The 14,359-nt window shown below is 68.8% G+C and carries 16 protein-coding genes and 2 pseudogenes; 11 read left to right on the top strand and 7 right to left on the bottom strand.

Annotated elements, in window-relative coordinates:
- Positions 1-989 precede the first annotated feature (989 nt).
- The 5 genes and pseudogenes from ACQPZQ_RS15215 (at position 990) to gvpJ (ending at position 4,138) form a co-directional block, all read left to right on the top strand.
- Positions 990-1,772: a xanthine dehydrogenase family protein molybdopterin-binding subunit gene (locus ACQPZQ_RS15215; protein ID WP_433296117.1), complete on the top strand. Its 783-nt coding sequence runs from the start codon at positions 990-992 to the stop codon at positions 1,770-1,772.
- Between the two features lie 78 nt (positions 1,773-1,850).
- Positions 1,851-2,000, top strand: coding sequence for a hypothetical protein (locus ACQPZQ_RS15210; protein WP_433296115.1), 150 nt, complete (start codon positions 1,851-1,853; stop codon positions 1,998-2,000).
- Positions 2,001-2,222: 222 nt separating this feature from the next.
- Positions 2,223-2,315 (top strand): annotated as a pseudogene (locus tag ACQPZQ_RS15205) (ANTAR domain-containing protein); the annotation flags it as partial.
- Positions 2,316-3,323: 1,008 nt separating this feature from the next.
- The gene (gvpO, locus tag ACQPZQ_RS15200; RefSeq protein WP_433296113.1) at positions 3,324-3,863 is read left to right on the top strand and encodes a gas vesicle protein GvpO; all 540 of its coding nucleotides are present in this window, start codon (positions 3,324-3,326) and stop codon (positions 3,861-3,863) included.
- Positions 3,860-4,138 (top strand): gas vesicle protein GvpJ, encoded by a 279-nt coding sequence (gene gvpJ, locus ACQPZQ_RS15195; protein WP_433296111.1) that lies wholly within the window; start codon positions 3,860-3,862, stop codon positions 4,136-4,138. Before gvpO ends, gvpJ begins: the two co-directional genes overlap by 4 nt.
- Here the strand turns inward: gvpJ and zwf are convergent.
- The 3 genes and pseudogenes from zwf to ACQPZQ_RS15180 form a co-directional block, all read right to left on the bottom strand.
- Entirely contained in the window at positions 4,133-5,596 is a 1,464-nt protein-coding gene (gene zwf, locus ACQPZQ_RS15190; RefSeq protein ID WP_433296109.1) for a glucose-6-phosphate dehydrogenase, read from the bottom strand. The genes gvpJ and zwf overlap by 6 nt on opposite strands.
- Positions 5,593-5,790, bottom strand: coding sequence for a hypothetical protein (locus ACQPZQ_RS15185; RefSeq protein ID WP_433296107.1), 198 nt, complete (start codon positions 5,788-5,790; stop codon positions 5,593-5,595). Before ACQPZQ_RS15185 ends, zwf begins: the two co-directional genes overlap by 4 nt.
- 25 nt (positions 5,791-5,815) lie before the next feature.
- Positions 5,816-6,071: pseudogene (locus tag ACQPZQ_RS15180) on the bottom strand (UBP-type zinc finger domain-containing protein).
- A gap of 495 nt (positions 6,072-6,566) precedes the next feature.
- On the opposite strand from ACQPZQ_RS15180, the gene ACQPZQ_RS15175 reads away from it, so the two are divergent.
- A complete protein-coding gene (locus ACQPZQ_RS15175; RefSeq protein WP_433296105.1) occupies positions 6,567-6,707 on the top strand; it encodes a hypothetical protein in 141 nt (46 codons plus the stop codon).
- 124 nt (positions 6,708-6,831) lie between these two features.
- Here ACQPZQ_RS15175 and ACQPZQ_RS15170 read toward each other — a convergent pair whose 3' ends face one another.
- Entirely contained in the window at positions 6,832-7,287 is a 456-nt protein-coding gene (locus tag ACQPZQ_RS15170; protein WP_433296103.1) for a GreA/GreB family elongation factor, read from the bottom strand.
- A gap of 456 nt (positions 7,288-7,743) precedes the next feature.
- Between ACQPZQ_RS15170 and ACQPZQ_RS15165 the strand changes: the two genes are divergently transcribed.
- The 4 genes from ACQPZQ_RS15165 to ACQPZQ_RS15150 all read left to right on the top strand — a co-directional run bounded on the left by ACQPZQ_RS15165 (position 7,744) and on the right by ACQPZQ_RS15150 (position 12,020).
- A complete protein-coding gene (locus ACQPZQ_RS15165; RefSeq protein WP_433296101.1) occupies positions 7,744-8,418 on the top strand; it encodes an alpha/beta hydrolase in 675 nt (224 codons plus the stop codon).
- Between the two features lie 6 nt (positions 8,419-8,424).
- Entirely contained in the window at positions 8,425-9,567 is a 1,143-nt protein-coding gene (locus ACQPZQ_RS15160; protein ID WP_433296099.1) for a cation:proton antiporter, read from the top strand.
- Between the two features lie 231 nt (positions 9,568-9,798).
- Positions 9,799-10,869: a S1C family serine protease gene (locus tag ACQPZQ_RS15155; RefSeq protein ID WP_433296097.1), complete on the top strand. Its 1,071-nt coding sequence runs from the start codon at positions 9,799-9,801 to the stop codon at positions 10,867-10,869.
- An 11-nt stretch (positions 10,870-10,880) separates the two neighbouring features.
- A complete protein-coding gene (locus ACQPZQ_RS15150; RefSeq protein WP_433296095.1) occupies positions 10,881-12,020 on the top strand; it encodes a hypothetical protein in 1,140 nt (379 codons plus the stop codon).
- A gap of 36 nt (positions 12,021-12,056) precedes the next feature.
- Here ACQPZQ_RS15150 and ACQPZQ_RS15145 read toward each other — a convergent pair whose 3' ends face one another.
- Positions 12,057-12,614, bottom strand: coding sequence for a type 1 glutamine amidotransferase domain-containing protein (locus tag ACQPZQ_RS15145; RefSeq protein ID WP_433296093.1), 558 nt, complete (start codon positions 12,612-12,614; stop codon positions 12,057-12,059).
- Between the two features lie 319 nt (positions 12,615-12,933).
- Here ACQPZQ_RS15145 and ACQPZQ_RS15140 point away from each other — a divergent pair, with 319 nt between their 5' ends.
- Positions 12,934-13,590: a thioredoxin family protein gene (locus tag ACQPZQ_RS15140; RefSeq protein WP_433296091.1), complete on the top strand. Its 657-nt coding sequence runs from the start codon at positions 12,934-12,936 to the stop codon at positions 13,588-13,590.
- Here the strand turns inward: ACQPZQ_RS15140 and ACQPZQ_RS15135 are convergent.
- Together ACQPZQ_RS15135 and ACQPZQ_RS15130 are read right to left on the bottom strand one after the other, a co-directional pair.
- Complete coding sequence (locus ACQPZQ_RS15135) at positions 13,575-13,754, bottom strand: hypothetical protein (protein WP_433296089.1); 180 nt, start codon at positions 13,752-13,754, stop codon at positions 13,575-13,577. The two genes, ACQPZQ_RS15140 and ACQPZQ_RS15135, sit on opposite strands and share 16 nt — an antisense overlap.
- A gap of 141 nt (positions 13,755-13,895) precedes the next feature.
- Positions 13,896-14,108, bottom strand: coding sequence for a hypothetical protein (locus ACQPZQ_RS15130; protein WP_433296087.1), 213 nt, complete (start codon positions 14,106-14,108; stop codon positions 13,896-13,898).
- Positions 14,109-14,359: the final 251 nt, after the last annotated feature.

Here is a 14,359-nt window from a genome sequence, read left to right as displayed (position 1 = left end):
CCCATTCGTGTTTCCGCAGGTAGAAACGCTGATGGGCGGCTCCCCCGACGTGGAGAACCGCCCATCGTGCCGTCGGGACGACAGGATTTGAACCTGCGACCCCTTGACCCCCAGGACGTGCGGGTAGCCATCTGTGCACGTCACACGCGCTCACCCCAGCGCGAGAAGCCCACTCCTGCTCCGCGTGAGCAGCTGCGCGCACAGCGTGCGGTCCCCGGCTGGTCCCCGAATCTCTCTAGCCCGATCGACCCCGCCACCGCCGAATAGATCACGGCCGCAGACCCGATCCCCTACCGATACGGGACGCCTAGCTGCGTAGCGCGATCCCGTTGGGCATGACGACGACGGCATCTGGATGATCGACCACGTAGGTGGTCGAGAGCCGCGACCGTCCACAGTTGAGCAATGGTCGTCGAGCCGACCCCACATTCCCCACCACACCATGCCGCTGTGCCCGAGGAGCGGTCGGCCGATGGGAGTCTGGGTGCACGGGTCCCACAGCCGCACCGCGTCGTCTACGCCGATGCCGCCCCCACCGGTGGCGAGGATCGGGCGGTTGTCGAGGCGACCCCAGGCGCCCCAATCTCGACTGGAGCGAGTCGGTAGTTGACAAGCACCTCGGAGAATGTGCATGAAATTCACGTACGTTATCGCCGTCTGCTCGCGAGGCGAAAACAGTACCGCGCGCTTGTTCAATGAGCCGTAGTCCAGCTCGTCAGAACTCGTTTCCACGTCGTCCATGGCTGCGACCAGGTCATCCATGTATGCGACGAGGAGCGATCGGGCCGGGCCGTAGATCGCGCCGTCGTGGATCTGCACGGCCCCGCACCCGGGCACACCGCAGATCATGGTCTCCTCGTTCGCCGCGCTGCAGGCCACGCTGAGTCGAGCGCCTGGCGGCCATCAAGGCCGGTGCGCCGGACTCGACGCTTCGTCCGCGATGCGCAGGTGGGGAGCCGACCGCGCAGGCTCAGATCGCTGCCGACCAGATGGGTGTCCCGTTGAAGTCGGTCCGGGTGGAGTACAGCAACTCCGACCTGCCGCCGAGCGCGGGTGCGTTCGGCTCGGTCCAGACCGCCAGCGTCACCGCCAGCACCCTGGCCACCTGCACCGAACTCAAGAAGTCGGTACTCACCCTGACCCGGCGGATGCCCGACTCACCCCTGAAAGGCCGCAAGCTGCAGGAGCTGGAAGCCCGAGACGGCGGCCTCTACCACCGGCGCAGCGGCCACAGCTACATCGACATCCTCGCCGCCGCCGGCCGTGACCACGTCGAGGTGGTGTACAAGACGAACGTGCCGGCCTTCCTCGCCCGGACCGTGCGCGACCTTCGATGGCGAGCGCAGGCCGCATCGGGGGCGCAGTTCTGTGAAGTCCGGGTCGATCCCGACACCGGCGAGGTCCGGGTGTCACGCTGGCTGGGTGTGTTCGACGTCGACACGGTGATCAACGCGCGCACTGCGGCCAGCCAGCTCCGCGGCGGCATCGTCATGGGCATCGGCATGGCCCTCTCGGAGCAGACCCTCATCGACCCCCGCACCGGCCGGATCGTCAACCCGAGCCTCGCCGAGTACCACGTGCCCGTGCACGCCGAGGTTCCGCGCATCGACGTGGACTACCTCGACGAGCCCGACCCCACGATGCCTCTGGGGCTGCTCGGGCTCGGCGAGATCGGCGTGACCGGCGCCGCCGCGGCCATCGCCAACGCCGTCCGGCACGCCACCGGCAAACGCATCCTCGATCTGCCGATCACCCAAGACAAGCTGCTCTGAGGCCTGTCCACTCCAGCGAACCGAGGAGTTCCGATCGTGCGCGTCGTGGCCATCGAAGAGCACCACATCATCCCTTGGGTGAGCAGCACCTTCCTGGACCCCTCCCGGATTCCGGAGGCGGTGTGGGCCCGCCTCCACCCCACCGTCGACGAGCGGCTGGCCAACATACTCGCCGCCGCGCCTACATCGCAGTGCCCGACGATTTCCACCCGCTCTGGCGCCCCTTAGTCGAGGTTTGCCAGCGAGCGGCCGTTCCCCGGCTGACGGGCTGAATCACCGGACCCCAGCGGCTCGAGCCAGCCTTTACATGTAACGCTGGGACCGCCAACTCGTCGGCGGCATGGGCATGCCGAGGTCAGGGCCGCAATGGACAGAGCCTTTCGGCAGTGTGGGAGATGTGCACTCCCGACCACCCCAGCTCAGCGACCCTGACTTCGTCGTCGTCGAACGGTCGACGCGAGCGAGGCGTTCGAACTGCTCCGACTGCGCTCGCAAGACAGCCACCAGAAATTTCGCGACATCGCCGCCCGCCTGGTCGAGTAGACCGCGCGCGGCGATCGCTGACGTAGACCGCGGGGCGCCGGCCGATCGACCCCATCCCGCCCGTGGGTCGACGCCAGGCACGGCCGCCGAGCCAGTCGGGGCTGCGCAGTCGGTTATGTCAATGTCCTTCTCCGCCGCCTGTCGGACACAAGGTCGCCGTGCGGTGGCGTCCGGCAGGCCGCCCGCGCCCGCACAGCATCGCGCTCGGTCAGCAGCATCGGTAACGGTTGCGGCAAGCCACCACGCGGACTGGGACCAACACTCATTTGTGTTCATAGTTCGTGTCACATCCCCCGCAGGCGACTGAGCACTAGTTCGGGGCCGTCGTGAGCCGAACCCGCGAGTTCTACCGGCGGCCTTCGGTGGGAGCGGGATTCGAGTGTCGGATTTCGATCTGTACAACTACCTACCTGAGTGCCGTTGCGCTCTCGGCGGGCCTCGTTGTGGTCAACCTCGCGGCAGCAGTAGCGCTCGATTTACGCATGGTGACGGGAACGGCGCGACTGAGCTTCGCCCTCGCGCCTGGTACCCCTGCCCGGGAACATAGGCACGAGCAGTATCCCGAACCCCCCGGGCGCGGATGGCTCGCAGATCAAAAACCGCTACAGATCAATTCGATAGATCAGGAGCTACGTGCCGCGAGATTTCGCCACAGATCTGCCAGAATGTGTAACCTAAGGCCGAACCGGGCATCCGGGCAGCGTTCCGCCACACGAGCAGTAGTGGACGAGCGAACAATATCAAACCTGAGGAGAATTTCTGATCTCCGCGAACCCGGACCCGGGCGCAACGAAAGGCGGCCCGATTGGCACCACCACCCATGACGACGCCTCCCGAACTGACCCCAATAACGGCACGTTCGTGGACGCAACCAGCCCATCGCCGTAGCGCCGCCCGGTCCCTCCGCCGCGGGACCGGGCGAGGACCTGGTCACGACGTGCCGTTCGGCTGGATCCCTGTCACGTTGTCCGACCGGCACGTCCGGGCCCTGCGAGGGACGGAGCGGATGTGACTGACAACGAGCAGCAGACTGCGCCGAGCCGGGTGCGCAGAGCACACGACGACAGCGGGCGGAGGGAGCAACACCGGCCGGACGCTCCCGAGGGGACACGACGGTACCGCGACGATCGGGACGGCGACGTAGAGGACGACGAGCTAGAAGACGACGAGCCGGCAGACGAGGAGGACCAGGCCGAGCCGCAGGACCGCGGCAGGCGAACCCGAGGGGGGCCTGCCGAGCGCCGTCGGCCGGCGCCGAGGACCGGTCGCCGGGGGAGGGCCGAGCGCATTCCGGCCAGGGTGGCCGCTCGACGGGCCGCGGAGGACGTAGCGGAGTTCACCGGGTTGCATCCCGAGAACGTGGTGGCGATCGAGCCCCGGGACGGCGACTGGTACGTCGACGTCGAGGTCGTCGAGATTCACCGGATTCCCGACACCACCGACGTCCTCGCAATCTACCAGGTGCGGCTCGACCGCAACGGCAAACTGCGCTCGTACCGCCGGATCCGGAAGTACTCGCGTAGCCAACTGGACAAGGAGTACCGATGACCTCGGGTGGACTACCCCTGCCCAGCACCCGCGCCCGCCCACCGGAACACCGGCAGGAGTCGACCAACCTGTCCGAGATCCTCGAACGCATCTTCGACAAGGGAATCGTGATCCCCGGCGACATCCGGGTGACCTGCTCGACATCGAGCCGCTCACGATCAAGATCCGGCTGCTTGAGGGGTCGGTCGACACTCGCACCGTTCGTGCGGGTAGTGCGCGCGATGAATGCGCCGGGCGACGGCGTTCAGTTGGCCAAACCCACCCCGTCGCTATGAGTCGGGCAACCGCCACCCACGCTCGATAGGAAGACGCAAGGCCTCCCTCGGCCCCCACGAGCCGCGTGGGTAATGTATCGGTCGCGGCGGGTTCCGCAGCAACGGGTCGCACAGGAGCCATAGCAACTCGACCTGTTCCGTGCTGATGAACAACATCGAGTCGCCGCGCATGACATCAAGGAGCAGGCGCTCGTAGGCCTCGAGCGGCTCGGCTTCCGGGAACGCCTCGACGAGGGCCAGCCGCATTCTGCCCCGACCGATCCTGAACGCGGTGCCAGGTACCTTGGCCCGGACGTCGGCGAAGATCGTCGGGTCGTCGGTGAGTTCGAGGACCAGTTCGTTGCATGTGTCGTTTACGTCCCCGGGGAAGATCTTCAATGGCGGTTCCCGGAAGCCGATCGTGATCGTGCGCCGGCTCTCGGCGAGCGCCTTTCCCGTTCGCAGGTAGAAGGGGACGCCGATCCAGTACCAGTCGTCGACGTAGACCTCCATAGCGACGAACGTCTCCGCAGTCGAGGCCTCGTCGACACCGGTTTCGTCGCGATACCCGTCGTATTGGCCGAACACGACGCGCTCCGGATCGATGGGGCGGATCGCGCGGAAGACTTTAATCATCTCATGATGCAACGAGTCCGCGTCCATGTGTGCCGGCGGGGACAGCGCCACGAAGCCGAGCAACTGGAACAGGTGGGTGGAGATCATGTCCCGGAACGTGCCGGTCGATTCCATGAACTCCGCCCGGCCCTGAATGTCGATTTGTTCCGGCACGTCGATCTGGACGTAGCAGATGTGCTGATAGTTCCACACCGGCTGGAAGATGCCATTGGCAAAGCGCAGCGCAAGGATGTTCTGCACGGCTTCCTTGCCGAGGAAGTGGTCGATCCGGTAAATCTGGCGCTCTTCGAAGAATCCATGCAAGGTCTCGTTGAGCCTGCGGGCCGATTCAAGGTCTTTACCGAACGGCTTCTCGAGGACGATCTTCGCCGAACCGGGCACATCGAACGTGCCGAGCATACGGACTACGCTCTCCGTCGCCGACGGTGGAACCGCGAGATAATACAGGGTCTCGCAGTCGTTGCCCAGTTCCTTGGCCGCCTCCGCCACCGCCCTTTCCAGTGCGGCTCCTTCGTCCTCGGACGTGGGCACGAAGCTGATCCGCCGGGCGAACTCCTGCCACGCGAGGTCGTCGATCGTCCCTCGGTAGACCTCCACGGCCGCGTGCACCATCGGAAGGAAGGCATCCTCGGTTCTTGGCGTGGTGTGACTGGAGCAGATGAGGCGGAAACGCTCGGGCAGCAGGTGGAGCTGCCAGAGGTGGAACAACGCTGGGAACAGCTTGCGCCGGGCGAGGTCGCCGGTCGCGCCCATGACAACGAGGACGTGCGGGTCGAGCGGACCCTCGTCGGGCGTCTCGATCGGTGGCCGGCCTCGCGCAGCAGATTCGGGGTGCGTCCTCATCCGAGTCCTGTCCGGTCCAGCGCGTCCTCGGCGGCGCTGATGTGCCGCAGCGCTTCCGCCGCGGCCGCGGTGGCGAGTCCGGTCGGGACTATGCCTGGCTCGAACTCGGCGGTGAGGAGGTCACGGACGTCACCGAGCAGCTCGTACGCCCGGTTGCGAGCCTCCTCGAACGTCATCATGTCCTGCGGTCGCACGGCGCCTCCCGATGCTGGGGTCCCGTCACGCGAAGGCCTCCTCGACGTAGCACCAGCGCCAGTTCTCCCCGGGTTCCATAGACTGGACGACGGGGTGGCCGAGTACACCGGCGTGCGCCCGCGGGTGCCGCATCGGCGGAGGAGTCGCAGCACCCGACGTGACCGCACGTGAGGCACAACCGCAGGTGCGCCGCCCACGGCGTGCCTATGCGGAGGCACTCTTCGCACGACTGCGGGGTACGAGGGACGACGTCACGGATTGACGCGACGTGCGAATCCATGATGCGGCCGAGAACGCGGTACCCCGCGGTTACCGCCCCCTCCGGTCCCCGAGCACGAGCGCGGCACCGATGGCCGACCTCGCTGGCCGATGACGCCTTTGTGAACAAGGGCGGTTCGATCAGGACCGGCAGCGGCGCTCGCTCCGCCACATCGGCGAAGGCGTCGTCGCCTGCATCCGTGAGCCAAGGCAGGGCGTTGCGGCAGTTGCCACATCTGGCAACCCCGTCACCCACCGCGGCAACGCGGTGCTTCCCACAGTGCGGACACTGCACCACCGTCGAACGCTCCTGCCTGACGGTCCTCGCGTGATCGGCCATGACCGGGCTCCCGAGGTGGACGGCTCATTTCACCATCTCAGCGCGGTCGGGACGTCGAACGGGTCCCGCGGGGCTAACCTCGGGGAAGGCCGTCACCCTCCCGGGCCGACCGCGATGCCGCCGACTTGCCGGTCCGGTCGCCTCCTCGTACCGGTGCACCACCTGCTCGCTGCTCCTGTGGATCCTCCCAAGGTCGTCCTCGCGAGAGTGGACCGCGAACGTCCCGGCTACGAGTTCCCACACAGTCGTGGCGAGGTGGTCGAGGAACTCGTAGAGCTCGTGCTCGTGACCGCCGACGGCGACGATGTCAGCTCGTGACGACGGGCCTCCTCGTCCAGCCGTTCGGTCACGGCCCGGTAGTGCCGCTTCGCGAGCAGCTCGACACCAGCGCGGCGGTCACCAGGGCCGTGATCAGGCACACCGGCGGCCGTCCGGAGGGCGGCTATAGGGGACGACGGACCTGCTCGACACGGGCATGTAGCCGCCCTTCTGGCGCCGTCCAGGCGACCTCTTCGCCCGGCTGCGCCCCGAGTAGCGCCTGCCCTAGTGGGCTCTCGGGCGTGACGGCCGGGACGTCCTCGTCGGGAAAGCGGCTGACCTGTACGGTCTCGCAGGAGCCGTCGGGGAAGCGAAGCGTCACCTCGCTGTAGAGGCCGACCCGCTCGGACGTGTCCCCCTCGGGCCGCCCCGCCTCCCAGAGGTAGTGCGCGAGGTCGCGGATACGGCGGTGGACCCAGTCGAGCTCATCCCGGAGTTCGGTTGTCTCTCCCTGCTCACCGAAGTCGTGCGGCCGGTGATCGTCGGACACGAGACTCTCCTCGAGCTCGCGCCTGCGCGTCCGCAGCAGCTCCAGCTCCTCGAGCAACGCGTGGCGCTCATCGTGCGCGGCTACGTTCATACACCACCGTCGCACCGGTAGCCGCCCGGCGCGTTGGCCCGCCAGGACGGATTTCCTCCGCTTACTTCGGTCCCGCAGGGGGAGGCATCAGCCGATCTTTCGGGGAGGGCAATGGGCCGCCGGAATCGTTACGTGCCAGGGTCAGGCTATCCGAGCGATCGGTCACGGTGGAGGCCGGAACCCAGCCGTCGACCTCGCGAAGGTGAACCGATGTGAGCGCCACGGGACTTGTTACGTTCGACTCGACGCCTGCGAAGACGAACGGCATTCTGAAGCAGATCGGACAGGCCTACGAATGGCCGAAGAGCGCCGCAACCAGTTATACAGCGCCCTTTAGGCTGTCCTGCACCCCGTGCGCGATCGAGACCGCAACGGTGCCCGCAGGGGGAATCGAGTGCCCATCCTGGCCATGCCAGGTCCGTGCCAGGACCGGTCCGGTCGAGGACAGTCCCTGCGATGACGGCCGTACCGCAATCCCGCACCTTCGACATCCTCGGCCTCGACCTCGACGGATACGTCGCGATGCCCCCGAACCCAACCGGGCTCGTGGTCTTCGCGCGGGGGCCAGGGGGCAGTCACGACGACGAGCGGGATGTGCGCGTGGCGAACGAGCTCAACGCGGCGCAGATTGCCACTGTCAGGGTCAACCTGCTCACAGAAGCGGAGCAGCGGATCGATGCCGCGACAGCAGAGCTGCGGTTCGATGCAAACCTCCTGGGCGTGCGCACGATCGCGATGATCGACCGGTTGGCGTCCGATCATGTGACCGCGAGCCTTCCCGGCGGCGTCCTGGGCGCCCACGCCGCCGCAGCCGCATGCCTGATCGCCGCGGCGGCGCGGCCGGATTGGGTGCGGGCGGTCGTCTCACCGGCGGGCCGGCCGGACCTCGCAGGCGAGTTCCTCCTCATCGCGCGGGCGCCGACCCTGCTCGTCGTGGGCGAGTATGACGCTCAGCTACGCGCCCGCAACGAGGACGCCGCGGAACGCATCGCCGGCCCCGCCCGAGTCGCTGTGCTCGACGACGTAGGTCACGTGATCGACGAGCCGAGGGCGCAAGCGGTCCTGGCGGAGATGTGCCGCGACTGGTTCCGCGTGCACCTGCGCCCCCAGGCTAAGGCGCGCGCTCGGTGACCGAAGGTGTCCCCATCGGTCGCGCTGTTACTCGAGCTGGGAATCCTGCTGATCGTGCTGAGCGTGCTCGGCACGATCGCGCGCCGGCTGTCGCTGACCCCTGTGCCGCTGTACCTACTGGCGGGACTCGCCATCGGCGACGGCGGCTTCTCGCTCGTCCCGAGCTCGGGGGCCTACATCGAGTCCAGCGCCCAGATCGGCCTCGTGCTGCTACTGCTCATGCTCGGGTTGGAGTTCTCGGGCGACGAGTTCGCCGAGAGCTTGCGGCGCCATCTGCCATCCGTCGCGGTCGACGCCGTTCTCAACGCCACCCCCGGCGCGATCGCCGGGCTGGTCCTCGGTCTCGACGCCGTCGGGGTCCTCGCGCTGGCCGCGGTCACGTGGGTGTCGTCGTCCGGCATCGTTGCCCGACTTCTGGGCGACCTGCGACGACTGCGGAATTCGGAGACCCCGGCCGTCCTCTCAGTGCTCGTGCTCGAAGACTTCGCGATGGCGATCTACCTCCCCGTGCTGACCGTCGTGGCGGCCGGCGGGACCTGGTGGCAAGCGCTGCTCGGCGTGTTGGTCGCGGTGGCAGCGCTGCTCATGGCGTTGCTGACGTCGCGGCGCTGGGGGCACCGGATCGGCGGCTTCCTGGCCCATCTGGAGCCCGAGCAGCTCCTGCTGCGGATCGTGGGCATCACCCTGCTCGTGGCCGCCCTTGCCGAGCTGATCAATATCTCCGCGGCAGTCGGGGCGTTCCTCGTAGGACTCAGCCTGACGGGTGAGATCACCGAACGGGCGCGCGCAGTCCTGACGCCGATCCGCGACATGTTCGCCGCGGCGTTCTTCCTCGCCATCGGCCTCTCGATCGATCCTGCCGATCTCGTGCCGGTCCTGCCGGTTGCGCTGGTCCTTGCGGCCGTGACCGCACTCACGAAGGTGTTCGCCGGCGCCTACGCGGCGAGACGGGACGGAGTGGACCGCCACGGGCAGCTGCGCGCGGGCTGCGCGCTGATCGCCCGCGGTGAGTTCTCGATCGTCGTCATCGGGTTGGTCGCCTCGCCCGCGGATAGTGGGCTCGGCGCACTCGTCGCCGCCTACGTCGTGGCCCTCGCGACAGCCGGCCCGATCATCGCTCGGCTCGTGGACTCCCCGTGCCCGCCGTGAGGCCGGCGGGGGCCTCAGTCAGGGCCGTACACGTGACACGACGGCCTGGCTGTTCATGACCTGTCGGTGCCTGTGCGCCACGTTGGAGCGTCCCGTGCTGCCCTGCCGGGACGGCCACATGCCCGCAGTTCGTCCTGCCGGGCTGTGCACTACACCCTGCTGGTGCTGGCAACGTCCGTGCTGCCGACGAGCGGGAGCCGACACTCGTCCCGAGATCGAGGAGGCTGACCGATGCGACCTGTTCGCCGTGCGGATCCGGGTGCGCGCTCGGCGTGGGCTCTCGTCCTGACGCTGCTCCTGACGGCCACGGCCGCCCTGGCCGGGTGCGCCGGCCGCGACGACACGGCGCCCGCCCCGCGGATCGCGGAGGGGTTGTCGGAGGAGTTCGCCGGGGTCGTTCAGGCCGTCCTGCCCTCGGTCGTGGAGATCAGCCAGCCGGGATCGGTGGGGTCCGGCGTCGTCTTCGACCGCGACGGGCACATCGTGACCAACGCGCATGTCGTCGGTACGGGGAAGGCGTTCGAGGTCAGGTTCGCGAACAGCAGCACCGTGCGGACGGCGACGCTCGTGTACTCCTGGCCGCCCGAGGACATCGCGGTGATCAAGGTGCAAGATACCGGCGGCCTGGTGCCCGCGCAGTTCGGCGCCGCTCGTGACCTGCAGGTGGGCGACATCGTCATGGCGATGGGCAGCCCGCTTGGGTTGGAGAGCAGCGTGACGCAGGGCGTCGTCTCGGCGCTAGGCCGGACCGTCTCGGAGCCGCCGGAGCCGCAGATCGGCTTCCCCGGAACCGTGCTCCGCCAGACGATCCAGACGAGTGCCCCGATCAACCCCGGCAACAGCGGTGGCGCGCTCGTCAGCCTCGACCGCAAGGTCGTCGGCATCCCCTCGGTCGCCGCCGTGAACCAAGGCATCGGCGGGGTGGCAGCCGGGATCGGGTTCGCGATCCCCGGCGACATCGCGAGCGACCTCGCCCAGCAGATCATCGACCACGGGCGCGTGATCAACTCGGGACGCGCGGCTCTCGGGATCACCGGGCTGACCGTCACGAACGACCAGGGGCAGCCGATCGGGGTCGGCGTCGCCGCCCTTGACCCGAACGGGCCCGCCGCGACGGCCGGCCTGCGTGTCGGCGACCTCATCACCCGATTGGGGGACGACGAGGTTCGGACCGCGCAAGACCTGCAGACGCAGATTGCCTCACGTCGTCCGGGCGACGCCGTTCGGCTTACGGGGACACGGCCACCGGCGGCAGAACCGTTCACGATCACGGTCACGCTCGGCGAGCTTCCGGTCTCCTGAGGAGGACGGCGATGCTCGAGGTCGAGACGGTCGACCGCATCCTTGGGATGGACGGCGACGGTCTGCCGGTGCTGTCGGTGTATGTCAGCATCGACCCCGACGACCGCCGGGCCTTTCCGAGCGCGGTGGACGGGGTGCTACACGAGGCCCGCCTGCTCACCAAGGACCCCGATCTGGACCGGGAGGCCCGGTTGTCCCTGCGCGGGGACGTGGAACGCATCGTGGAGGCCGTGACGGAGGAGCACCTCCGCCCGCAGGCCGTCGCGTTCTTCTCGTGCTCCGGGCGGGGGTTGTTCGAGGTCGTCGAGCTGCCGCGCCGGGTTCGCGACAGCCTCGTGGTCGACGCGACGCCGTGGGTCCGTCCGCTGGTGGCGGTGCTCGACGAGTACCACCGCTGCCGTGTCGTGGTGGTCGACCGCGCGCATGCCCGCTTCTGGGACCTCTACCAGGACGAGATGGTCGAGCGTGGCAAGCTGCGGGACCGGGCGCTGCGCAAGCCCGACTACGCGTACGGCATGCGCGAGGTCGCGACGCGGAACAAGGCCGAGCTGCTGGCGAAGCGGCACTACCGCGCCGTCGCGCAGCGGCTGGCCGAGGATCTCCGCCGGCGCGAGTTCGACATCGTTGCCGTCGGCGGCCACGAGCATGAGATCCCGGAGCTGCTGGACCACCTGCCGCGAGAGGTACGTGACCGCGTCGCCGGGACGTTCCCGGCGCACCCTCGCGAGGAGGACCTCGGGGCGATCCGGGACCGCGCGCAGGAGGTCGTCGACCGCTACGAGCGGGCGGAGGAGGAGCGGCTGGTGGCGGAGGCCCTGGAGAAGCATGCCGCTGGTGGGCTCGCCGCGGTCGGTCTCAACGACTGCTTGTGGGCCGGCGCCACTGCCGCGGTCGATCTGCTCCTGGTCCACGACGAGGTCATGTGGCCAGGCGTGGTCTGTGCCGACGACGGCTGGATGGCGACCGCGGGCGACCGGTGCCCGATCTGCGGCAACCCGCTGCGCAGGACTCCGGATGTCATCGACGAACTCGTACAAGCAGTCATCGACGAGGGCGGGAGCGTCCAGCATGTGGAGGCGGAGACGCGGCTGCGCGATCATCTGAGCGCCGCGACGCTCCGCTTCCCATTGCCGCCCCTCCCGGCCGGCTGACGCACCGGGAGGGTGGCGGTTGGCGCCGGAATGACGTCAGCGCGACACCGGCGCGCCGGCGAACTGTTCGACGATCGCCCGGCAGAACGCAGGAAGGTCGGCCGGCGACCGGCTGGTGGTGAACTGCCCGTCGATCACCACCTCCTCGTCGACGACCTCGGCCCCCGCATTGCGCAGGTCGGTCCGCACGCTCGGCCACGAGGTGAACCGGCGCCCCCGGACGACATCGGCCTCCACCAGCGTCCAGGGGCCGTGGCAGATCGCAGCCACCGGCTTGCCCGTGGCGACGAATGCCTTGACGAACCCGACGGCGTCGGCGTTCATGCGCAGCTGGTCCGGGTTCACGGTCCCGCCCGGGAGGAGCAGGGCGTCGTAGTCGTCGACGTTCGCGTCGGAGACCTGCCGGTCCACCGGGAACGTCCCGGCGGACACCATGTCGAACTGGCGGGCCTGAATCTCGCCCGGGTGTATCGAGAGCAGGTCGCTCCGCGCGCCTGCGCCGTAGAGGGCTCCCCGTGGCTGTTCGAGCTCCACGCGCTCGACCCCGTCGGCCGCCAGGATGGCGATCGTCTTGCCCTGCAGCTCCGAGCCCATGAGTCGCTCCCTATTCCGTCTGTCTGTGGTCGTTGTGGTCGTTGTGGTCGCCGCGGCGCTCGCTGCGTCGGCACCGCGACCTTCCCGGAGCCGGGCCACGCGGCTCGTGGGCCTGACGGGACCAGAAACCCGCCCGCAATACACCCGGCGGAGCCAGCCGGGGTGAGCCGGGTTCTCGGCGGAGAGGTCTCACAGGTGACCTCCGGGACGGACCCGCCGGGACGAGAACGGAGGGCGAGATTGCAGCCTGCGGACCGGTGCACGACGTGCCCCGGTGATGCGACCGTCGCTGCGTAGAACCTGTGGGGAGGATCAGCCGATGGCTCGGGACGACCATGAGGTCCTCGACGTGTCCCACGATCCCTGGCTGGTGCGCCTGCAGGACGCCTTCCAGTGGCTGGTCACGGCGCTCCACCTCGGCGACGACGCGGGAGGCGCGCACGGCGGGCGCATCGTCACCTGCCGGCACTGCGGGCAGCGCAATCGGGTGGCCGCCGTCGCCACGGGTGTCCCGAGATGCGGGAAGTGCCACCAGGCCCTGCCGTGGATCGCCGGTGCCGGCGACGACGAGTTCGCCGACGTGGCGGAGCAGGTGTCGATGCCGGTGCTCGTGGACCTGTGGGCGAGCTGGTGCGGGCTCAGCTGCATGGTGCGACCGGTCGTGCAACGGCTGGGTGCCGAACGGGCCGGGGAGATCAAGGTGGTGGAGGTGGAGGTTGTGGCCGCGCCCCGGACGTCACAGCGCTTCCACGTGTGCGGCATCCCGACGCTGATGGTGCTGCGCAGAGGCGAGGTGGTGGCCCGGCGCTACGGCGAGATACAGGCGCCGGCCCTGCGCAGCTGGCTGGACCACGTACTGCGTGATCAGGCCGAATCGACGTCTGATGGCGGCATCGCGCTCCGCACTTCTCCGGCTGCCGATCTGGCAGGCGCCCGGACCACGGAAGGCCCGGGCTCCGGCTACACCTCCGGGTAGAAGTCGGCGAGGTGCAGGTCGAGCTCCATCAGGTCCGGGTGCCCGAAGAAGGCGAGGTTCGCGCTTTCGGCGGGGCAGCCGAGCTGGTGGTGGACGGCGCCGAGGCGCCTGGTGGCTGGGCAGTGTTTGCACGGCACCGGCACCAGCGGGTAACGAGCGGTCACGCGTTCTCCTCGACGATCCGCGCGGACCGGAGGAGCGGGGGCGGGGAGCACCGGGGCACCGGTCCGCAGAGGGATCTCAGGCTATGCGCGTGACAGCGGTGGCACCACCTCCTGTGCCGGGGGTTACGGCCGGCGACGGACTCAGTCGGTGCCGGCCGCCCGACGGTGGGCCTGCAGCAGGTGGCCTGCGAACCACACGAGGGTACGTCCGGAGGTGTCCACCCCGGGCATCAGGCGCAACGACTCGTAGGCCATCTCGACGCAGCGCGCCAGGAGCACTCGTTCCTCCTCCACGGCGGCGGCGAAGGAATCGGAGGAGCCCGAGTCCTGGCGGGCGGGAGCGGTCCTCGTCATGAGCCCTCCTCGTAGATCGATCGGCTTCCCGTAGGACGATGGTCTGCCTTGGTACTGCTCGCACGCACGGTGCCGGCGGCACGAATACCGCTGCCGGGAGTCGGCCCGGGAGGGCAGGTCGGCGTCGGCCGTGGTGGTCGGCCACGGTGGCGGGACCCCCTGGCCTCGATCAGCTCCACGCCGTACCCGGCCACCGCCGCCCGGACCACTCCCGGCCACGCCGCCTGAGGTATGCCATCCCGGGCAGAAAT

The sequence above is a fragment of the Pseudonocardia sp. CA-142604 genome (assembly GCF_050948475.1).
GTDB classification, from domain to species: Bacteria; Actinomycetota; Actinomycetes; order Mycobacteriales; family Pseudonocardiaceae; genus Pseudonocardia; species Pseudonocardia alaniniphila.
This window is presented reverse-complemented; position numbering and strand designations above follow the sequence as displayed.